This window comes from Alkalitalea saponilacus (genome assembly GCF_900168165.1).
Taxonomy (GTDB): domain Bacteria; phylum Bacteroidota; class Bacteroidia; order Bacteroidales; family Marinilabiliaceae; genus Natronoflexus; species Natronoflexus saponilacus.
On record NZ_FUYV01000016.1, the window covers coordinates 1 to 18,688 of the forward strand.

The window sequence follows — 18,688 nt, forward strand, 5'->3', positions numbered from 1 at the left end:
AGTAGCTACGTTTGGAAGAGATAAGTGCTGAAAGCATCTAAGCACGAAGCTCGTCTCAAGATGAGATCTCCATATAGGGACGTTGGAGACTACAACGTTGATAGGCTGCAGGTGTAAAGATGGTGACATCAAAGCCGAGCAGTACTAATTACCCGAAGCTTTCTGAGCAAGTATTATTGTGGTGTTTTATTTTTCGATAGGTCAATTTGTCAAAGATATTCAGGTGGTTATAGCGCAGGGGTTCCACCTCTTCCCATTCCGAACAGAGAAGTTAAGCCCTGCAGCGCCGATGGTACTGCGTAAAAGTGGGAGAGTAGGTCGCCGCCGACCTTAGATAAAGAAGCCGATTCAGCAATGAATCGGCTTTTTTTGTTTAGACAGGGCATGCCCTGTCTGTACTATAGATTTATGCCTAAAAAAGTACAGGAATCCCCCTATGTCTATTGTGTACCTTGAGATAACATTGTGCCCATAGTGGTTAAATTCTTATGTGGTTTAAGTTGCACACCTCCGGCGTGCCGCGTGTCAGATGGTTATTATATTTCTATCAACATTTGTCACCTACGGCGACACTCCCAGCGGTTTTTATTATGTTTTTATATCTAATTATGTATTAATTTGCATTACGAAAACTCGCTCCCGTTTCCTGTCTCCCTTTTCCTGTACTCTTATGTGCCTTATGTGGTGATTTTATGCAGAAACTGCCAACTTTACAGGAACCACTTTCCTTTGTTTTTTGAATTCTTTGTACAAGGCAGCTTTGTTTTTAAATTTCAAGGTCTCAACAATCATCTTGTTGGTGTTGACAATCACACCCTGAAATCGTCCCATTGAGCATGACCCACAATTTATATACTGTTTCTTGTTTTGTAAGTAATAGGTCTTATAGGCTTCAAGTTTATGCGTATGCCCCATAATAACCATATCATAAGTCTTTAGCAACTTTAGTGCATGCTTCAGATATTTATATGAATTGTATTTTCTTGGAACTCTATTGATGGCGTCATCAAATTCCAGAATTTTAAAATAGGTTTTATGAGCCCATTTAAATTTGATGATTTGTCTGAGTATGGTATGAAGAAATGTTTGAATTTTACGACCTATTCTTGATCCGTTCATGAAATCGACACTGTGGCCGTGCTCAATAAAAATGGTTTTCCCATCTTCGTTTGTTATGGTTAAATTCTCCCTTGCTTTGCCATTAATTGCATCGTGATTTCCCTGTATCATAACGAATTTGGGATTTCTGAAATAGGAGATAAGTTTGTGTTGAGTCTCACAAATTTCGTTGTATGTATATTTGTATAGTTCAAAGATGTCTCCATTTAATATAACCTTATCAATTTTGGCTTTTTTTATCACCAATTCCATTGATTCAATAAACTCATCAGCATCCCAGCCAAATGTTTCAAAAAAGTCGTTGTTGCCTATATGAAGGTCAGCTATAACCAAAATGTTCATTTTAATTTAATGTTAGGTTGTAACTATGAATCGTGATACTTGTGGTGTTCCGTTTCTAAGTGAAGCTTTTTGAATGTTTTGCTTATAATATTCCAGTTTCATGGGGTCTCTTAATAAACTTCTGGTTTTTAATGGAAGTTTTTTAATGTCCCGTTCATAAATCCCCAGATTATTATCCCTTACAAACTCCATATTTCCTTTTTCCTGCTCCCATATGTAATTGTTGATTACCGGAATTTTCCCGCTTAATAGTATCTCCATAAAAGTGCTGGCACCGCATTTGGTAACCACTATCTCTGCAATGCTTATTAATTCATGCACAAAATCGATAAACGCATACAGTTTCAAATTATGAAGCTGATGTTTCTCTTTCATCTTTTCTGCTTTATTATATAACTCTTTATTATTACCACATACAATGGCGACATAATCATCAGGGTTGTCCTGAAGGAAAGATTTCAGAATCCTTTTCCCTTTTGGAATTCCATCTCCACCACCAAGTATGAGTATTATTTTCCTTTGAGGATCAAACCCCAGTTCTTGTTTTATTTTATTGGTTTTTTCCGGCGACAGGGGTTGGGTGAATTTTTCGTCGAGAATAAATGGGAAATGTGCTACCCGGCTTTTTTCGATTCCGATATTAAGGCAATGCTCTTTTATTCTTTGGGAGAAAACAATAAACTTTGGCGATTTATCAAGAAACCAGATTGGATGGGCAGTAAAAGGATCAGTAACAACTACCATAACGGGTATTTTAAGGTTGTTGCTTCTGATGATTTCTAAAATTGGTTTAATAAGGAAAAAATGGAAAATGACTATTTTACTAGGGTTTTCCTTTAATATCTTTGCTTCAAGGTTTTTTTTGATAAAATGGGAGACAATTACTGTAGTCAATAAAGCCACAGGCTTTATTTTATTAATGGCGTAGAGTAATTCAAATGTCCAAACTGCAACGGATTGGGATATTCTGTAGCCATCCTCAACAAAGAATTTAATTAATTTCCCTGAATTGGTAAACCCATCGAATAAATCAATATGAATGTTATTCTGGTATTTCGCGCTGATGTATTTCGCGACGGATTTGGCCGGAGCTAAATGTCCTCCACCAGTTTTTAAATAGAGGAAAAGATAGTTTTGTTGCATGGATTTGTTTAATTATCATTGGTTTTAATTCCCTTCCGTAGCAAAACTATCTTTCATTTATTACCTATTGATTAAGCAAATGTTATGATATAAAAAACTTTAAGGTGAGTTTGTTATCGAAGTGTATCATCCGATTCAGGCATGTGCCCGTTTTGGATATAGTATTCTATATTAAAAGTGCCTTTTTTTCTTGCCTTGAGAAATCCTGCCCAGGCAGCTTCTGCCAGTCGCCCTTTATGCAGCAAGTCGGTTAGCCATTGATCGGTATATGCCGGGTTTTCCTGTTTAAAACCCGCCTGTATTTCTTGAAGCCATTTTTTATTAAACCTCTCCTGCGATCCGATGGTCGGTGTCATAATTATAGGAATCCCAAGAGCACAATAGAATGACAATTCACTTGGTTTGCTCCATAAAACATCTGTTGTTTGCAAAGCTTCGTTCATTTTGTCAAAGTATTCATATATGTTCTTGCTGCAAATAACCTCTATGTTTTCTGACTGAATGCTCTCTTTAACTTTATTGAAATAGTTGGCAACTTCAGGACGAGTGCCGGCCACCAGATTTAGCTTTATTTCTCCCTTTATTAGTTTTTCCTTTAGACTAAAGGCTATCTGTTTCCCTATTTTTGCCTGAGCACCAGCTCCACCCACAGCGTATGTAATGGTTAGGACTCTGGAGTTTTCAAATTCGCAATTTTCTTTTCCGAGGAAGTGTTTTACGCTCTTCTTATATAAAGACCAGAATCGTTTATTGGGATCCAAATAATGAAGCCTTTGACCCAGATTTTTCTTCAGAACTGATAGGTTTTCATCACCCATCAGTTCTTTTGGAAGAGGAAATCCCGTTATATGTATATGATTCTCCGGGACCCCGTATGCTTTTAGTCTTCCGGCCGCGCGTCCGCATGGGGCAAAATAATTGATGTTGCTTTCCCATGGATCTTTTCTAACCCAAACTCTGTTCAGGTCGGTATCACATATTATGCAGTAAGTACGTGAATATCCTGCTAAATCTGCGGCTATGGCAGGAGCATAAAAACTGGTGGTCAGAGGCAAACCGGACAGGGTAACTTTTTCTATAATACTTCTGCAAAGACCATTCTTTATGCTTGATTCAAGTATTCTCACCTGAAATGAGCTTTTCGAAAGATTACGGTATGGGTAGTATGATGGGATCATCAGGGAATAATCCAATATTTTAAAAATCTGATTCCCAACTAAGGGAATTTCCCGTGCTCTGGAGAGTAATTCATATATTTTAAGAGTCCTTTTCCACAGTTTTCGTTCCGATGCCGGGGTGTTTTTATTGTTACCGACAGATACAATGTTTCCTTGCCCAATATTCCTCAGCGGATAAATTGCCCGCTGATGACCGTAACCCATGTCAGCTGTTACAAGCCATGTTGTTTTATTTGAACTGTTTTGCATCATGTCGGTTTTTCGATATGCTTCTTTTGATTTATTCAATTTCTTCTTTTATCACCAGGTTATTGTGCTGCCAAATTGTTGATGGTTCAAAACTACCTAATGTTGATACATTGATGTTTACATTGATGTTAACTTTTTATTGCGATACTGTTAATGACTGGATACAAAAAAAGGAGATGAATTTCTTCATCTCCTTTCCTTACCAATATTTAAATCTCAAATTAATTTGCAGCGTACAGGTTGTTTACGTTTACAAAAAGCTCAGGATAGTAACAGGCTATTAGGCCTAAAGCTCTTTCCAACGGAAGTTCTCCGTTACTTAAACGTGCTTGATACGAAAGTGCTTCACTGGATAAAAACAGCATGTTAGTTTGTTCTGGAAGCATGGCATATTGACTGTTTATTCTTTCGGCTCCAAATCCTGACCTTTTACAAGTGTACTGAACCTCCATAACATTGCTGCGTACAATATAGTCGGTGCATCTTCTGCGCTCATTAACCAGAATGGTAACAGGAGCTGCTCCGTTTTCATATGTCAATACAAATTTGCGCATGGTGGCGTTACCAACTTGTTCAGGTTCAACTTCCACGATGGTGTAGTCTCCAAGTATGGATGGAGTTTCTCCTTGTAATTTTAAAGTTTCAGCTGTTGCAAAGTTTACACTTGCGAAAAACATAACCATTGTTATGACTCCTGATAAAATGTTTGCTCGTTTCATATCGTTTTGTTTTTAATTGTTTTTTATTTGTTTGTGATAAATTGAAATCAATCCGTGTGCCAAATATTGTAAGTGTCATACTATCAGCAATAAGAGGTGTTGTAAATTGAAGTTTGATGTTCGGAAACGGATAATTTGTGTTCGAAAGTGAACATATGGGAGCAATGATAAAAAAAACTATATCTGGATTGTATAAATCTTTTAAGTGCTGTATGTAGTGGGTTTAAATGGATATTTGAGATGTCTGATTTTGATCTGTTTACTGTTCGTTATATTTGTTGGCTTATGAAATGTAAGATATTAGGTCTAAAATATTGTTGAGATTGAATTAAGTATGTGTTGTAGCGCTTTAAATATCATAAAAACAAGGAGATAATGGTTGGTTATAATATGTAAGTTGAGTTGGTTTTGTGCTCGATTTAAAGCATTGTTTTTAATATGGAATGAATGGTGTGTATATTTGCACAAAAATGTACTCATGATTTCTGTTGAAAAAATTGAAGCAGCTCACCAACAAATAAAGGAAGTTGTTGTGCGCACGCCATTGTTATTCGATCCAGTTTTGTCTGAAAGATACAATGCGAACATATATTTAAAGAGGGAAGATCTACAGGTCGTTAGATCTTACAAAATAAGAGGTGCATATAATAAAATATCCAGTTTAAACCGATCTGAACTTAAGCATGGAATTGTTTGTGCCAGTGCAGGAAACCATGCACAAGGATTTGCATACTCTTGTCGTAAACTTGATATCGCGGGAAGAATTTTTATGCCTGCCACGACACCTAAACAAAAAATCCGGCAGGTGAGCATGTTCGGAAAAGACCATATTGAAATAATTCTAACCGGCGATACCTACGATGATGCCTATAAGGCAGCAATGGAAGATTGCCGAGAGAAAGGGAGCGTTTTTATTCATCCCTTTGATGATGAAATGGTCATTTCAGGACAAGGGACAGTAGGACTGGAAATTCTTGAAGATGCCGACTTCTCATTGGATTATGTTTTAGTTCCAATTGGTGGTGGTGGATTAATTTGCGGTCTTGGTTCCTATTTAAGGATAAAAAGTCCTGAAACAAAAATAATTGGAATAGAGCCCCAAGGAGCACCTGCCATGAAACAGTCTCTGGATAAAGGTGAACGTGTTGTTTTGGAAAATTTTGAAAAATTTGTAGATGGAGCAGCAGTTTCCACTGTAGGTGAAATAAATTTTTCGATGGCTGAAGAGGTTATCGATGAAATGGTGTTGGTTCCCGAAGGAAAAGTTTGTACAACTATTCTTCAGTTATACAACGAGGAAGCAATCGTGGCTGAGCCTGCCGGAGCATTAAGCATCGCCGCATTGGAATCCATGCGCCATCAAATAGCCGGCAAAAATGTAGTTTGTATTGTGAGTGGAGGTAACAACGATATTACCAGAACGGAAGAGATTAAAGAGAGATCACTTTTATATGAAGGCCTTAAGCATTATTTTATCATTCGATTTCCACAAAGAGCAGGTGCATTAAAGGATTTTTTAAATGATGTTCTTGGTCCGGATGATGATATTACACATTTTGAATATACTAAGAAAAATAGTCGTGACGCAGGACCGGCATTAGTTGGCATCGAAACAAAAACCAAGGATGATTATCAACTTTTAATAGAACGAATGAAGGAGAAGAGAATCAACTTTACACCGGTAAACGACTCCCCTGATCTGTTTCATTTGCTTATTTGATGAATGATTTAAAACTGGATGTATAAAAACTAAACGGGAAGTGCCTGTGGCAACTTCCCGTTTAATTTCATCTGGTTAAAGTAAAATTATTCTATCTATTGCTGAAATTGTCCAATGCTTTCTGCTTCCGCGCTACGATCTATCTTTTTAATCAACCCCTGAAGAACTTTACCCGGCCCAATTTCAGTAAAATGAGTTGCTCCGTCGGCAATCATGTTTTGAACAGTTTGAGTCCAACGTACAGGTGCTGTCAACTGTGCAATCAAGTTTTCTTTAATTTCAGCAGGATCAGTAAAAGGTTTTGCACTTACGTTTTGATAAACCGGACAAACAGGCTTTACAATATTGGTCTCTTCAATTGCTTTGGCAAGTTCAGCTCTTGCAGGTTCCATTAGGGGAGAGTGAAATGCTCCGCCAACCGGAAGTTTAAGTGCTCGCTTTGCACCTTTTTCTTTTAAAACTTCACAAGCCTTATCAATTCCTGATATCGATCCGGAAATCACCAATTGCCCTGGACAATTATAATTGGCGGCAACCACAACGTCTTCAATCGAGTCACAAACCTCTTCAACCACATTGTCTTCCAGTCCCACAATGGCAGCCATAGTAGATGGTTCTTTTTCACAAGCTTTTTGCATGGCCAATGCCCTTTGAGAAACAAGCTTTAGCCCATCCTCAAATGAAAGAGCTCCGGCTGCAACAAGAGCAGAAAATTCTCCAAGAGAGTGTCCTGCAGTCATTTCAGGCTGAAACGAATCGCCTAGAGTTTTGGCCAATATTACAGAATGCAGGAAAATTGCCGGCTGCGTAACCTTTGTTTGCTTCAGATCTTCGTCGCTGCCTTCAAACATCAGGTCAGTAATCCGAAATCCAAGGATTTCGTTTGCTTTCTCAAACATCTCTTTGGCTAAGGGAGATTGCTCGTACAAATCTTTACCCATTCCGGTAAATTGCGCACCCTGACCAGGAAATACATAAGCTTTCATATAAGTATTGTTTTGATGTAATTTGAAATTACTGGTTTTTATTAATATCTGATACTGTTTTTTATGTTCTGCTTCTTTTCCCTTCATGTATAATTTATGTATGATGAAGAGGTTAAAAAAATCAGGTGCAAAGATAGAATTATTTTTTGACGTCAAAATGAATGTTCATTTTCCCCGGTGTTCCATATTAGCGCTTTTTTAGTGCCACAGGCACTAAAAAGATGTTAAATGGATAATTCTCAGCAAAAAAGAGTGTTGGAGTTTTTTTATTTATAATTTAATTTCCTACTTTTGCACCGCTTTTTGTGCCAAGGTGTGAAATTATTTGAAAATCAGCGGGGTTTTTAAATTAAAAAATAATACCTTTGCAACCCGTTTTGAACGAGATTATTATAGTTTAAATTTAAGTATATATGCCAACAATTCAGCAATTAGTAAGAAAAGGACGTAATAAGCTGGTAGATAAAAGTAAGTCTCCAGCTTTGGATTCATGTCCACAACGCAGGGGTGTATGTGTAAGGGTATATACCACCACTCCAAAGAAACCAAACTCAGCCATGCGTAAAGTTGCAAGGGTACGTTTGACCAACGGAAAAGAGGTGAATGCCTATATTCCCGGAGAAGGTCATAACCTACAGGAGCACTCCATCGTTTTGGTAAGAGGAGGAAGAGTAAAAGATCTTCCTGGTGTTCGTTATCACCTTGTTCGTGGTGCATTGGATGCATCCGGTGTAGATGGTCGTACCCAGCGTCGCTCAAAGTATGGAACTAAGCGTCCAAAGAAAAAGTAATTAACTGACTGATAGTTTTGTTTATTGGTTTGTGTTTAGGTTGAGTAAATGAAACAAATCATTGAAGAGTCAAATACAGCCAGTAAATTTTTAAAGACTAATAAACAAAAAGAGAAATGAGAAAAAGTAAACCAAAAAAGCGGGTACTGCTGCCCGATCCCAAGTTTAACGATACTCTGGTAACTCAATTCGTGAATAACCTGATGTTAGACGGGAAAAAATCCATTGCTTATACCATTTTCTATTCTGCTCTTGATTTGATGAAAGATAAAGCAGAAAAAGAGGGTAAACCAGCCCTTGAGATGTGGAAAAAAGCACTTGAAAACATTACCCCTTCTGTTGAGGTAAAAAGTCGCCGTGTGGGAGGTGCCACATTCCAGGTTCCTACCGAAATACGTTCCGAGCGTAAAGTGTCATATAGCATGAAGAATATGATTCTTTTCGCACGTAAAAGAAGCGGAAAGTCTATGGCTGAAAAACTGTCCGCTGAAATTGTTGCTGCATATAATCAGGAAGGCGGCGCTTACAAGAAGAAGGAAGACATGCATAAAATGGCTGAAGCCAACCGCGCTTTTGCTCATTTCAGATTTTAATAATCAGTTGATTGAGATAGACAAATGGCAAGAGATTTAAAATATACGAGGAACATTGGAATTATGGCTCACATTGATGCCGGAAAAACAACCACCACTGAGCGGATTTTGTTTTATACCGGTATCACTCACAAGCTGGGAGAAACCCATGATGGCTCTGCCACCATGGACTGGATGGAGCAGGAGCAGGAGAGAGGTATCACCATTACCTCTGCGGCCATAAGTACCCAATGGAATTACAACAACGAAGAGTATAAAGTCAACATCATTGATACGCCGGGACACGTTGACTTTACTGTAGAGGTTGAGCGTTCACTGAGAATTCTTGATGGCGCTGTTGCTCTTTTTTGTGCTGTAGGAGGTGTTGAACCACAGTCGGAAACTGTTTGGAGACAAGCTAACAAATACGGGGTGCCTCGTATTGGTTTTGTTAACAAAATGGACCGTTCAGGAGCCAATTTCTTTGAAGTTGTACGTCAGGTGAAGGAAGTATTAGGTGCGAATCCCGTACCTCTTCAGATTCCAATCGGTGCAGAAGAAACCTTCCGTGGAGTTGTTGACTTGTTAGACAACAAAGCTGTGGTTTGGTACGATGATGATGTACTTGGACAGCGTTATGAGTTGGAAGCAATTCCTGCTGATATGGTTGACGAGGTTAATGAGTGGAGAGGAAAACTTATTGAAGCTGTTGCTGAATATGATGACACGCTAATGGAGAAGTTTTTTGACGATCCCGACTCAATCACTCCGGAAGAATTAATCGAGGTAACCCGTAAGGCTGTTGTGGACATGAAAATTGTTCCAATGCTTTGCGGTTCTGCATTTAAGAATAAAGGAGTTCAGCGTTTGCTTGATGCCGTCATTCGTTACCTGCCTTCACCAAATGATGTAGGCGAAATTGAAGGAACCAATCCTAAAACGGATAAAACCGAATCCCGTCCACACGAGGAAGATGCACCTTTTACTGCATTGGCATTCAAAATTGCTACTGATCCTTTTGTTGGTCGTTTGGCATTTATGCGTGTATATTCAGGTAAGCTTGAGGCAGGTTCTTATGTATATAACACCAGAAGCGAAAAGAAAGAGCGTATTTCACGTCTTTACCAGATGAAATCCAATAAGCAGATGCCAATTGAGAGCATTTCTGCCGGAGATATTTGCGCAGGTGTTGGTTTCAAAGATATCCGTACCGGAGATACTCTATGTGATGAGAAACATCCAATTGTTTTGGAATCTATGGATTTTCCGGAACCTGTTATTGGAATCTCTGTTGAGCCCAAGAGCCAGAAGGATATGGATAAGCTGGGAACTGGTTTGAGTAAACTGGCAGAAGAAGATCCAACCTTTAGAGTACATACCGATCAGGATAGTGGTCAAACTGTAATTAGTGGTATGGGTGAGCTTCACCTTGAAATCATCATCGACCGTTTGAAACGCGAATTTAAGGTAGAGTGTAATCAGGGACGTCCTCAGGTTGCATATAAGGAGTCTATTAGCCAGACTGTTGACCACAGAGAAGTTTTCAAAAAGCAGACTGGTGGTCGTGGTAAATTTGCCGACATCATTGTCAAAGTAGGACCTGTTGATGAAGGAAAAGAAGGTCTTCAGTTCAATGATCTGGTTAAGGGTGGTAATATTCCGAAAGAATACATTCCTTCAGTTCAAAAAGGTTTCCAGAACGCTATGCAAAATGGTGTTTTAGCCGGATTCCCGGTTGAGAACCTTAAAGTGGAGTTGTTGGATGGTTCATTTCACCCTGTTGACTCTGATCAACTTTCATTTGAAATCTGTGCACGTCAGGCATTTAAGACTGCCTGTGCAAAAGCTAAGCCGACTCTGCTTGAGCCTATCATGAGGGTTGAAGTGGTAACGCCTGAAGAATATATGGGTGATATCATTGGCGACTTCAACAAACGTAGAGGCCAGGTTGAAGGAATGGAATCAAAGGCAGGAGCCCGAGTTGTTAAAGCCAGAGTTCCTCTGTCTGAGATGTTCGGATATGTTACTGCATTGCGTACCATTTCATCAGGTCGAGCAACTTCGTCCATGGAATTTTCTCATTACGAAGAAGTATCCAAGGCTATTGCCACTGAAGTTGTAAAAGAAGCTAAGGGTAAAGTTGAATTATTGTAAGAACTCTTTCGCATATACCATTATGAATCAAAAAATAAGAATTAAACTGAAATCATACGATCACAATTTGGTAGATAAATCTGCTGAGAAGATCGTAAAAACGGTAAAGAGCACAGGTGCTGTTGTTAGCGGCCCCATTCCATTGCCAACTCACAAAAGAGTATTTACCGTTTTGCGCGCCACCTTCGTCAATAAAAAATCAAGAGAACAGTTCCAGTTGTCAAACTATAAGCGGCTGATTGACATCTACAGTTCTACTGCAAAAACCATTGACGCTCTTATGAAGTTAGAACTTCCCAGCGGTGTGGAAGTAGAAATAAAAGTGTGATAATTAATTGAAAATCGAAAAGCAATGCCAGGATTAATTGGAAAAAAAATCGGAATGACATCCGTTTTCAGTGCCGATGGAAAAAATGTTCCATGCACTGTTATCGAAGCTGGGCCTTGCGTCGTTACACAGGTTAAAACGGTGGAAACCGACGGTTATGATGCCGTACAATTAGCCTACGACGAAAAAAGAGAGAAGAGTACCACCAAGCCCATGAAAGGGCATTTTCAAAAAGCAGGTACCACTCCAAAGGCCAAACTGGTTGAATTCAAAGATTTCGAGCAAGAGTTCAAACCGGGTGACGTAGTCACCGTTGACATGATATCGGAAGATACGTTTGTGGACGTATGCGGTATCTCTAAAGGGAAAGGTTTTCAAGGCGTTGTAAAACGCCATGGTTTCCGTGGGGTAGGAGATGCTACTCACGGTCAGCATAACCGTTTGAGAGCTCCCGGATCGTTAGGTGCTTCTTCATATCCTTCAAGAGTATTTAAGGGAATGAGAATGGCCGGAAGAACCGGAGGCGACAGGGTTAAAGTTGAAAACCTACGAGTGTTAAAAGTGATTCCCGAAAGCAATCTGTTATTAATCAAAGGATCTGTGCCGGGCGCGAAAGGGTCATATCTAATTATTGAAGTGTAATGGAACTGAATATATTAAACATCAACGGAGAAGATACCGGCAGAAAAATTGAGTTGCCTGATTCAGTTTTTGCTATTGAACCCAACGACCACGCCATTTATCTTGATGTAAAACAGTATCTGGCCAATAATCGTCAGGGTACTCATAAAGCCAAAGAGCGAAATGAGATTGCCGGGAGTACCAAAAAGATCAAGAAACAAAAAGGAACAGGTACTGCCAGAGCTGGTAGTATTAAAAGTCCTGTGTTTAGAGGCGGAGGCCGCATTTTTGGCCCCCGACCACGTAACTACAGCTTTAAATTGAATAAAAAGCTAAAAAGATTGGCGCGTTTATCTGCCCTTTCATATAAGGCTAAAAACAATTCAATAGTAGTTGTTGAGGACTTTTCTATGGAAGTTCCAAAAACCAGCGAATTCAATAACATCCGTAAAAATCTAAAACTTGACGGAACACGTTCATTGCTGGTGTTGAAAGAGATGGATCGTAATGTTTTTCTTTCTTCCCGGAACATTCAGAGAGCAGAAGTATCTGTTGCTTCAGGACTAAATACTTACAGCATCATGAAAGCAAATTCATTGGTGTTGACTGAAAGTTCTGTAGAGCAAATCGGTAAACTATTTAATGAATAAGGAGATCAGTCATGGATGTTATTGTAAAACCCATAGTCACTGAGAAGATGACCCAACAGGGAGAAGCCCTGAACAGATACGGCTTTATTGTTAAGGATCGCGTAAGCAAGTCCGAAATCAAAAAAGCAGTAGAAGAGATGTACGATGTTACTGTTGCGACTATAAATACGATGCGTTATAGCGGTAAATTAAAAACCCGTTATACAAAAGGCGGAATTCTTTCCGGACGTACCGCATCATACAAAAAGGCAATTGTAACATTAGCCGAAGGAGATAAAATTGATTTTTATAGCAATATCTAATCAAAATGGCAGTAAGAAAGCTAAAGCCCACAACACCGGGGCAGAGACACAAAATTATTGGTGCATTTGATTCGATTACCTCGAGTGTACCAGAGAAGTCCTTGCTGAGGCCTTTGAAAAAATCCGGCGGTAGAAATAACACCGGAAAAATGACCATGCGTTATATCGGAGGCGGTCACAAAAGGAAGTACCGGGTAGTCGATTTCAAACGAAATAAAGACGGTGTTCTTGCAACAGTTGATTCAATACAGTACGATCCTAACAGGAGCGCACGAATCGCTTTGCTGGTATATGCAGACGGTGAAAAACGTTACATCCTCGCGCCAAACGGTTTACAAGTTGGTAGTGAGTTGAATTCAGGAAGCGGAATCGCTCCAGAAATCGGTAATGCTTTGCCTCTGGGCGAGATTCCATTAGGAACCATCGTTCATAACATCGAACTTCAGCCTGGAAAAGGTGGAGCATTGGCACGTAGTGCCGGTACTTTCGCCCAATTGGCTGCTCGTGAAGGAAAATATGTAGTGTTACGTTTACCTTCAGGTGAAACGAGAATGGTACTTACAACTTGTCGTGCCACTGTTGGTGCGGTAGGGAACTCAGATCATGCGCTTGAGAAATCAGGAAAAGCTGGTCGCAGCAGATGGCTTGGCCGTCGTCCGAGAGTTCGTGGTGTTGTGATGAACCCGGTTGATCACCCAATGGGTGGTGGAGAAGGACGTTCATCAGGAGGACATCCACGTTCCAGAAAAGGATTGCTTGCTAAAGGGTACAAAACACGTTCCCGCAAGAAAGCGTCCAGTAAGTATATTCTCGAAAGAAGAAAAAAGTAACCGCTTAATTATTTGAGATTATGAGCAGATCATTAAAAAAAGGCCCTTTTATCGATTATAAACTGGAACGTAAGGTTTTAACCATGAACGATTCCGGTAAAAAATCAGTAATTAAGACATGGGCCAGGGCATCAATGATTTCACCTGATTTTGTAGGACATACCATAGCAGTTCATAACGGAAATAAATTTATTCCTGTATATGTTACTGAAAATATGGTTGGTCATAAACTGGGTGAATTTGCCCCGACACGAACATATCGTGGTCACGCAGGTAATAAAAAGAAATAATACCTGAAAGTGTTAATATTTTAATGCAAAAACAATGGGTGCAAGAAAAAGAATAAAATCCGAACAACGAAAAGAAGCCAGAAAAACACAGGCTTACGCCCGCTTGCGAAATGTTCCGACGTCACCTCGCAAAATGCGCTTGGTGATTGACTTAATTCGCGGGAAAGAGGTGAATCTGGCCCTTGATATTCTAAAGTTTTCTACCAAAGAAGCTTCACGCAGGGTAGAAAAGCTCTTATTGTCCGCTGTTGCCAACTGGAAAGAGAAGAATGAGGGTGTGCGCATCGAAGATGCCAACCTTTATGTAAAAGAGGCTTACGTGGATTCAGCGAGAATTCTGAAAAGATTAAGACCTGCTCCACAAGGACGGGCACACAGAATCCGTAAAAGATCCAACCACGTGACTTTACTCGTGGATAGCAAAGTTTCAATCGTAAACCAGGAAAATTAATAGCCAGATGGGACAAAAAGTAAATCCAATAAGCAACAGGTTGGGAATCATCCGCGGATGGGATTCCAACTGGTTTGGCGGAAAGAACTACGGCGATAAATTGCTGGAAGATTCTAAAATCCGTAAATATCTAAATGCTCGTTTGGCTAAAGCCAGTATTTCGCGCATTATTATTGAAAGAACTCTTAAGTTAATTACCATTACAGTTTATACCGCTCGTCCTGGTATCATCATCGGGAAAGGCGGTCAGGAGGTTGATAAGCTGAAGGAAGAGCTTAAGAAAATCACTGACAAAGAAGTTCAGATCAATATCTTTGAAGTTAAACGTCCTGAGTTGGATGCCATGATTGTTGCAAACAACATCGCACGCCAGGTAGAAGGTCGTATCGCATACCGTCGTGCCGTTAAAATGGCCATTGCATCAACCATGAGAATGGGAGCAGAAGGTATTAAGGTACAAGTTTCCGGACGTTTGAATGGTGCTGAAATGGCTCGTTCAGAAATGTATAAAGAAGGACGTACGCCTTTGCATACATTCCGCGCAGATATTGATTATGCCAAGAGTGAAGCTCTTACAAAAACCGGACTGATTGGAATCAAAGTCTGGATTTGTAAAGGAGAAATCTATGGCAAGCCGGACTTGTCGCCAAACTTCAACGTCAAAGAAACTGGCGGCGGAGGAAAAAAAGGCGGCCAGGGAGGTGGTTTTAAAAAGAGAAGAAAGTAATCATCCGTTAACTGTTTAATCGACTTAGGAACGATGTTACAACCTAAAAAAGTAAAATTTAGACGCCAACAAAAGGGAAGAATGAAAGGAATTGCTCAACGTGGGCATGAACTGGCATTCGGTTCTTTTGGAATAAAATCCCTTCAAAGTAAATGGATTACAGGTCGTCAGATAGAAGCGGCAAGGGTTGCCGTTACCCGTTATATGCAACGTCAGGGACAAATATGGATCAGAATATTCCCGGATAAACCAATTACCAAAAAGCCAGCCGAAGTAAGGATGGGTAAAGGTAAAGGTAGTCCGGAAGGATTTGTAGCTCCTGTTACACCCGGACGCATTCTCATCGAGTGCGATGGAGTACCTTTTAACGTAGCTAAAGAGGCATTACGCCTGGCAGCTCAAAAGCTACCCGTAACCACTAAATTTATAGTGAGAAGGGATTTTGTTGAATCTTCAAATGCTTAAACCGATGAAAACTTCTGAAATTGTAGAGATGACCATCAGTGAAATTGAGGAGCGTTTGGATGCCCAAAAAGCTGAGCTGACACGCATGAAACTCAATCACCATATATCTCCATTGGAAAACCCAATGAAGATTAGAGAGACACGTAGGAACATCGCACGTATGCTGACCATTCTGCGTCAGAAACAAGTTAATGAAAAATAATTCAAGCAGATGGAAACAAGAAACTTGAGAAAAGAACGTATTGGCGTTGTGGTGAGCGAAAAAATGGATAAAACCATTGTCGTTAGTGTTGTTGTTCGTGAAAAACACCCGATGTACGGGAAGTTTATGAAGAAAACCAAAAAGTTTTACGCGCACGACGAGCAGAACAACAGCCATGTCGGGGATACTGTTAAAATAATGGAAACCCGCCCGCTTAGTAAAACTAAACGTTGGAGATTAGTTGAAATCCTAGAAAGAGCTAAGTAATCATGATACAGCAAGAATCCAGATTAGGCGTTGCCGATAACAGCGGTGCAAAAGAAGTTTTATGTATTCGTGTTCTTGGAGGAACAGGACGCAGATATGCTTCAGTTGGAGATCGCATAGTGGTAACGGTTAAGAGTGCTGTTCCCTCTTCAGATATGAAAAAGGGAACAATTAGTAAAGCCGTTGTAGTGCGTACAAAAAAAGAGGTTAGAAGAGCTGACGGATCATATATCCGTTTTGACGATAACGCCTGTGTACTGCTAAACAACGTCGGAGAAATGAGAGGAACCCGTATTTTCGGACCTGTTCCCCGTGAATTACGCGAAGGATACATGAAAATTGTATCTCTGGCACCAGAAGTGCTTTAATCTATAAAGATTTAATCAGCAATGGGAAAATTACATATTAAAAAAGGCGATATAGTTGTTGTTAACGCCGGAACAAGCAAAGGGATGGAAGGAAAAGTCCTGGAAGTGTTCCCCGAAAAGCAACGTGCTATTGTTGAAGGCGTCAATATGGTGAGTAAACACACCAAACCAAACGCCGAAAACCCACAGGGAGGCATTCTTAAGAAGGAAGCTCCCGTTCATATCTCAAATCTGAATTTGAAAGATCCTTCTTCGGGTAAAGCAACCCGCATCGGACGCAGATTAGGAGATGATGGAAAATTGGTTCGTTATTCTAAAAAGTCAGGAGAGGAGATCAAGTAATGAGCTATACACCAAGTTTAAAAACAAAGTTTCATGACGAAATTGTACCATCTCTTCAAAAAGAGTTTGGTTTCAAAAGCGTTATGCAGGTTCCACACCTGGAAAAGATCGTGATCAACCAGGGTGTTGGTGCAGCGGTGGCAGACAAAAAACTTATTGAAACTTCAGTAAATGAACTAACTGCCATCACCGGACAAAAAGCTGTAGCTTGTCTTTCTAAAAAGGACATCTCTAACTTTAAACTAAGAAAGAAGATGCCTATTGGTGCAAAGGTTACTTTGCGTCATAATAAAATGTATGAATTTTTAGAAAGGCTTGTGAAGGTTGCTCTACCTCGTATCAGAGACTTCAAAGGTATTGAAAGTAAGCTTGATGGAAGAGGTAACTATACCTTAGGTATTACCGAGCAAATCATTTTTCCTGAAATAAATATTGATAATGTGAGCAAGATTATGGGTATGAATATTACCTTTGTGACCTCAGGAAAAACTGATGAAGAAGCATTTGCGTTGCTTCGTGAGTTTGGATTGCCTTTTAAAAACCTAAAAAAGAATTAGTTATATGGCAAAGGAATCAATGAAAGCCCGGGAAGTTAAAAGGGCCAAACTTGTTGCCAAATATGCAGATAAGAGAGCAAGGCTAAAAGAAGAGGGAGACTATGAAGGGTTGCAGAAACTTCCTAAAAACGCCTCGCCTGTTAGAATGCATAACAGATGTAAACTGACTGGTCGTCCTAAAGGATATATGAGACAGTTTGGTCTGAGTCGTATCACATTCCGTGAAATGGCTGCAGCAGGTTTAATACCGGGAGTAAAAAAGGCCAGCTGGTAACAGTTGGTAAGTATTAAATATTGTCCCGGCTTGCCGGGATCAATTTAAACTTAATTTAAAATGACAGATCCAGTAGCGGATTTCCTGACACGAATCAGGAATGCCATCATGGCACGACATAAGGTTGTTGAGGTTCCTGCCTCTAACCTTAAAAGGGAAATGACCAAAATCCTTTATGACAAAGGATACATTCTCAATTACAAATTCCTTGAGGATGGAAAACAGGGAATTATTAAAATCGCTCTTAAGTATGATCCGGTATCCAAAATACCGGCCATCAAACATCTGAGCCGTGTATCATCTCCAGGGTTGCGCAGATATACCGGTTACAAGACTGTTCCCCGAGTACTTAACGGACTAGGAGTAGCGATTCTTTCCACTTCTAAAGGTGTAATGACCGATAAAGAAGCAAGGAATGAGAAAGTAGGTGGTGAAGTATTGTGTTACGTTTATTAAAAAAGGAGGATTGTTATGTCAAGGATAGGAAAAGCACCCATCAGCATACCCGCCGGCGTAAACGTAACGGTGAAGGATAACTTGGTTACTGTTAAAGGACCAAAAGGAGAACTTCAACAGGAGATTCACCCTGAGATGAAAGTAGAAATCAATGACGGTGTTCTCAGTGTAGAACGTCCTTCTGAGGAGAAAAGTTTTAAATCATTACATGGTTTATATCGCTCACTTATCAACAACATGGTGGTAGGTGTATCAGAAGGTTACCAAAAGAAACTTGAACTAGTAGGTGTTGGTTATCGTGCCGCTTCTACTGGACAAATTCTTGAACTATCACTGGGATATTCACATGCCATTCATATACAGTTGCCTAAAGAAATTAAAGTGGAAGCTGTTACCGACCGGAAAAGTAATCCGATCATAACACTTGAATCCATCGATAAACAACTCTTAGGGCAGGTTTGTGCCAAGATTCGTTCATTGCGTAAACCAGAGCCATACAAAGGCAAAGGTATCCGCTTTGTGGGTGAAGTGATTAGGCGTAAGGCCGGAAAGAGTGCAAAAGTTTAATTTGATTAATTTAGTGTT

At 39.8% G+C, this 18,688-nt stretch carries 26 protein-coding genes and 2 rRNA genes; 23 read left to right on the forward strand and 5 right to left on the reverse strand.

The features are described from left to right. Both B5X70_RS12610 and rrf read left to right on the forward strand, forming a co-directional pair. A 23S ribosomal RNA gene (locus B5X70_RS12610) occupies positions 1-168 on the forward strand; the annotation flags it as partial. Between the two features lie 51 nt (positions 169-219). Beyond that, positions 220-330, forward strand: a 5S ribosomal RNA gene (gene rrf, locus B5X70_RS12615). Between the two features lie 360 nt (positions 331-690). Here rrf and B5X70_RS12620 read toward each other — a convergent pair. From B5X70_RS12620 to B5X70_RS12635, 4 genes are all read right to left on the reverse strand, one after another. Next, positions 691-1,461, reverse strand: a complete 771-nt coding sequence (locus B5X70_RS12620; protein ID WP_079558268.1) for a metallophosphoesterase — start codon at positions 1,459-1,461, stop codon at positions 691-693. Between the two features lie 12 nt (positions 1,462-1,473). Then, entirely contained in the window at positions 1,474-2,604 is a 1,131-nt protein-coding gene (locus B5X70_RS12625; RefSeq protein WP_079558269.1) for an MGDG synthase family glycosyltransferase, read from the reverse strand. Positions 2,605-2,717: 113 nt separating this feature from the next. After that, on the reverse strand, positions 2,718-4,070 hold the full coding sequence (locus tag B5X70_RS12630; protein WP_198314229.1) for a DUF6938 domain-containing protein: 1,353 nt from the start codon (positions 4,068-4,070) through the stop codon (positions 2,718-2,720). A 182-nt stretch (positions 4,071-4,252) separates the two neighbouring features. Continuing rightward, positions 4,253-4,750 (reverse strand): hypothetical protein, encoded by a 498-nt coding sequence (locus B5X70_RS12635; protein ID WP_079558271.1) that lies wholly within the window; start codon positions 4,748-4,750, stop codon positions 4,253-4,255. A gap of 478 nt (positions 4,751-5,228) precedes the next feature. Here B5X70_RS12635 and ilvA point away from each other — a divergent pair, with 478 nt between their 5' ends. Beyond that, a complete protein-coding gene (ilvA, locus tag B5X70_RS12640) occupies positions 5,229-6,470 on the forward strand; it encodes a threonine ammonia-lyase (protein ID WP_079558272.1) in 1,242 nt (413 codons plus the stop codon). Between the two features lie 95 nt (positions 6,471-6,565). Here the strand turns inward: ilvA and fabD are convergent, their stop codons facing one another. Then, a complete protein-coding gene (gene fabD / locus B5X70_RS12645; protein WP_079558379.1) occupies positions 6,566-7,456 on the reverse strand; it encodes an ACP S-malonyltransferase in 891 nt (296 codons plus the stop codon). Positions 7,457-7,869: 413 nt separating this feature from the next. Here fabD and rpsL point away from each other — a divergent pair, with 413 nt between their 5' ends. The 20 genes from rpsL (at position 7,870) to rplF (ending at position 18,670) form a co-directional block, all read left to right on the forward strand. Next, positions 7,870-8,247, forward strand: coding sequence for a 30S ribosomal protein S12 (gene rpsL / locus B5X70_RS12650; RefSeq protein WP_079558273.1), 378 nt, complete (start codon positions 7,870-7,872; stop codon positions 8,245-8,247). 116 nt (positions 8,248-8,363) lie between these two features. Further along, positions 8,364-8,840: a 30S ribosomal protein S7 gene (gene rpsG, locus B5X70_RS12655; RefSeq protein WP_079558274.1), complete on the forward strand. Its 477-nt coding sequence runs from the start codon at positions 8,364-8,366 to the stop codon at positions 8,838-8,840. 24 nt (positions 8,841-8,864) lie between these two features. Further along, a complete protein-coding gene (gene fusA, locus B5X70_RS12660; protein WP_079558275.1) occupies positions 8,865-10,973 on the forward strand; it encodes an elongation factor G in 2,109 nt (702 codons plus the stop codon). A gap of 22 nt (positions 10,974-10,995) precedes the next feature. Further along, the gene (rpsJ, locus tag B5X70_RS12665; protein ID WP_079558276.1) at positions 10,996-11,301 is read left to right on the forward strand and encodes a 30S ribosomal protein S10; all 306 of its coding nucleotides are present in this window, start codon (positions 10,996-10,998) and stop codon (positions 11,299-11,301) included. 24 nt (positions 11,302-11,325) lie between these two features. Next, positions 11,326-11,943, forward strand: a complete 618-nt coding sequence (rplC, locus tag B5X70_RS12670) for a 50S ribosomal protein L3 (protein ID WP_079558277.1) — start codon at positions 11,326-11,328, stop codon at positions 11,941-11,943. Then, complete coding sequence (gene rplD, locus B5X70_RS12675) at positions 11,943-12,572, forward strand: 50S ribosomal protein L4 (RefSeq protein WP_079558278.1); 630 nt, start codon at positions 11,943-11,945, stop codon at positions 12,570-12,572. The genes rplC and rplD overlap by 1 nt, the downstream gene beginning before the upstream one ends. Before the next feature lie 11 nt (positions 12,573-12,583). Continuing rightward, positions 12,584-12,874 carry a 50S ribosomal protein L23 gene (gene rplW / locus B5X70_RS12680; RefSeq protein ID WP_079558279.1) on the forward strand — a complete coding sequence of 97 codons (291 nt, stop codon included), beginning with the start codon at positions 12,584-12,586 and terminating at the stop codon, positions 12,872-12,874. A 5-nt stretch (positions 12,875-12,879) separates the two neighbouring features. Beyond that, on the forward strand, positions 12,880-13,704 hold the full coding sequence (gene rplB / locus B5X70_RS12685) for a 50S ribosomal protein L2 (protein WP_079558280.1): 825 nt from the start codon (positions 12,880-12,882) through the stop codon (positions 13,702-13,704). 20 nt (positions 13,705-13,724) lie between these two features. Then, entirely contained in the window at positions 13,725-13,994 is a 270-nt protein-coding gene (rpsS, locus tag B5X70_RS12690; protein ID WP_079558281.1) for a 30S ribosomal protein S19, read from the forward strand. Positions 13,995-14,028: 34 nt separating this feature from the next. Continuing rightward, positions 14,029-14,445, forward strand: coding sequence for a 50S ribosomal protein L22 (rplV, locus tag B5X70_RS12695; RefSeq protein WP_079558282.1), 417 nt, complete (start codon positions 14,029-14,031; stop codon positions 14,443-14,445). 7 nt (positions 14,446-14,452) lie between these two features. Then, entirely contained in the window at positions 14,453-15,172 is a 720-nt protein-coding gene (gene rpsC, locus B5X70_RS12700) for a 30S ribosomal protein S3 (RefSeq protein WP_079558283.1), read from the forward strand. Between the two features lie 33 nt (positions 15,173-15,205). After that, a complete protein-coding gene (gene rplP / locus B5X70_RS12705; RefSeq protein WP_079558284.1) occupies positions 15,206-15,637 on the forward strand; it encodes a 50S ribosomal protein L16 in 432 nt (143 codons plus the stop codon). 4 nt (positions 15,638-15,641) lie between these two features. Beyond that, the gene (rpmC, locus tag B5X70_RS12710; protein WP_079558380.1) at positions 15,642-15,839 is read left to right on the forward strand and encodes a 50S ribosomal protein L29; all 198 of its coding nucleotides are present in this window, start codon (positions 15,642-15,644) and stop codon (positions 15,837-15,839) included. 9 nt (positions 15,840-15,848) lie between these two features. Further along, positions 15,849-16,106 carry a 30S ribosomal protein S17 gene (gene rpsQ, locus B5X70_RS12715; protein ID WP_079558285.1) on the forward strand — a complete coding sequence of 86 codons (258 nt, stop codon included), beginning with the start codon at positions 15,849-15,851 and terminating at the stop codon, positions 16,104-16,106. A 2-nt stretch (positions 16,107-16,108) separates the two neighbouring features. Then, positions 16,109-16,474, forward strand: a complete 366-nt coding sequence (rplN, locus tag B5X70_RS12720) for a 50S ribosomal protein L14 (RefSeq protein ID WP_079558286.1) — start codon at positions 16,109-16,111, stop codon at positions 16,472-16,474. Between the two features lie 21 nt (positions 16,475-16,495). Continuing rightward, positions 16,496-16,816 (forward strand): 50S ribosomal protein L24, encoded by a 321-nt coding sequence (gene rplX, locus B5X70_RS12725; protein ID WP_079558287.1) that lies wholly within the window; start codon positions 16,496-16,498, stop codon positions 16,814-16,816. Continuing rightward, positions 16,816-17,373: a 50S ribosomal protein L5 gene (gene rplE / locus B5X70_RS12730; protein WP_079558288.1), complete on the forward strand. Its 558-nt coding sequence runs from the start codon at positions 16,816-16,818 to the stop codon at positions 17,371-17,373. Before rplX ends, rplE begins: the two co-directional genes overlap by 1 nt. A 4-nt stretch (positions 17,374-17,377) precedes the next feature. Beyond that, complete coding sequence (gene rpsN, locus B5X70_RS12735) at positions 17,378-17,647, forward strand: 30S ribosomal protein S14 (protein ID WP_079558289.1); 270 nt, start codon at positions 17,378-17,380, stop codon at positions 17,645-17,647. 60 nt (positions 17,648-17,707) lie between these two features. Continuing rightward, positions 17,708-18,103, forward strand: a complete 396-nt coding sequence (rpsH, locus tag B5X70_RS12740) for a 30S ribosomal protein S8 (RefSeq protein ID WP_079558290.1) — start codon at positions 17,708-17,710, stop codon at positions 18,101-18,103. 15 nt (positions 18,104-18,118) lie between these two features. After that, on the forward strand, positions 18,119-18,670 hold the full coding sequence (gene rplF / locus B5X70_RS12745; RefSeq protein WP_079558291.1) for a 50S ribosomal protein L6: 552 nt from the start codon (positions 18,119-18,121) through the stop codon (positions 18,668-18,670). Positions 18,671-18,688 lie beyond the last annotated feature (18 nt).

Bases quoted from the DNA above. Each gene is read 5' to 3' on its own strand.
- B5X70_RS12620 (WP_079558268.1), bottom strand. From the start codon at position 1,461: ATGAACATTTTGGTTATAGCTGACCTTCATATAGGCAACAACGACTTT.
- B5X70_RS12625 (WP_079558269.1), bottom strand. From the start codon at position 2,604: ATGCAACAAAACTATCTTTTCCTCTATTTAAAAACTGGTGGAGGACAT.
- B5X70_RS12635 (WP_079558271.1), bottom strand. From the start codon at position 4,750: ATGAAACGAGCAAACATTTTATCAGGAGTCATAACAATGGTTATGTTT.
- ilvA (WP_079558272.1), top strand. From the start codon at position 5,229: ATGATTTCTGTTGAAAAAATTGAAGCAGCTCACCAACAAATAAAGGAA.
- fabD (WP_079558379.1), bottom strand. From the start codon at position 7,456: ATGAAAGCTTATGTATTTCCTGGTCAGGGTGCGCAATTTACCGGAATG.
- rpsL (WP_079558273.1), top strand. From the start codon at position 7,870: ATGCCAACAATTCAGCAATTAGTAAGAAAAGGACGTAATAAGCTGGTA.
- rpsG (WP_079558274.1), top strand. From the start codon at position 8,364: ATGAGAAAAAGTAAACCAAAAAAGCGGGTACTGCTGCCCGATCCCAAG.
- fusA (WP_079558275.1), top strand. From the start codon at position 8,865: ATGGCAAGAGATTTAAAATATACGAGGAACATTGGAATTATGGCTCAC.
- rpsJ (WP_079558276.1), top strand. From the start codon at position 10,996: ATGAATCAAAAAATAAGAATTAAACTGAAATCATACGATCACAATTTG.
- rplC (WP_079558277.1), top strand. From the start codon at position 11,326: ATGCCAGGATTAATTGGAAAAAAAATCGGAATGACATCCGTTTTCAGT.
- rplD (WP_079558278.1), top strand. From the start codon at position 11,943: ATGGAACTGAATATATTAAACATCAACGGAGAAGATACCGGCAGAAAA.
- rplW (WP_079558279.1), top strand. From the start codon at position 12,584: ATGGATGTTATTGTAAAACCCATAGTCACTGAGAAGATGACCCAACAG.
- rplB (WP_079558280.1), top strand. From the start codon at position 12,880: ATGGCAGTAAGAAAGCTAAAGCCCACAACACCGGGGCAGAGACACAAA.
- rpsS (WP_079558281.1), top strand. From the start codon at position 13,725: ATGAGCAGATCATTAAAAAAAGGCCCTTTTATCGATTATAAACTGGAA.
- rplV (WP_079558282.1), top strand. From the start codon at position 14,029: ATGGGTGCAAGAAAAAGAATAAAATCCGAACAACGAAAAGAAGCCAGA.
- rpsC (WP_079558283.1), top strand. From the start codon at position 14,453: ATGGGACAAAAAGTAAATCCAATAAGCAACAGGTTGGGAATCATCCGC.
- rplP (WP_079558284.1), top strand. From the start codon at position 15,206: ATGTTACAACCTAAAAAAGTAAAATTTAGACGCCAACAAAAGGGAAGA.
- rpmC (WP_079558380.1), top strand. From the start codon at position 15,642: ATGAAAACTTCTGAAATTGTAGAGATGACCATCAGTGAAATTGAGGAG.
- rpsQ (WP_079558285.1), top strand. From the start codon at position 15,849: ATGGAAACAAGAAACTTGAGAAAAGAACGTATTGGCGTTGTGGTGAGC.
- rplN (WP_079558286.1), top strand. From the start codon at position 16,109: ATGATACAGCAAGAATCCAGATTAGGCGTTGCCGATAACAGCGGTGCA.
- rplX (WP_079558287.1), top strand. From the start codon at position 16,496: ATGGGAAAATTACATATTAAAAAAGGCGATATAGTTGTTGTTAACGCC.
- rplE (WP_079558288.1), top strand. From the start codon at position 16,816: ATGAGCTATACACCAAGTTTAAAAACAAAGTTTCATGACGAAATTGTA.
- rpsN (WP_079558289.1), top strand. From the start codon at position 17,378: ATGGCAAAGGAATCAATGAAAGCCCGGGAAGTTAAAAGGGCCAAACTT.
- rpsH (WP_079558290.1), top strand. From the start codon at position 17,708: ATGACAGATCCAGTAGCGGATTTCCTGACACGAATCAGGAATGCCATC.
- rplF (WP_079558291.1), top strand. From the start codon at position 18,119: ATGTCAAGGATAGGAAAAGCACCCATCAGCATACCCGCCGGCGTAAAC.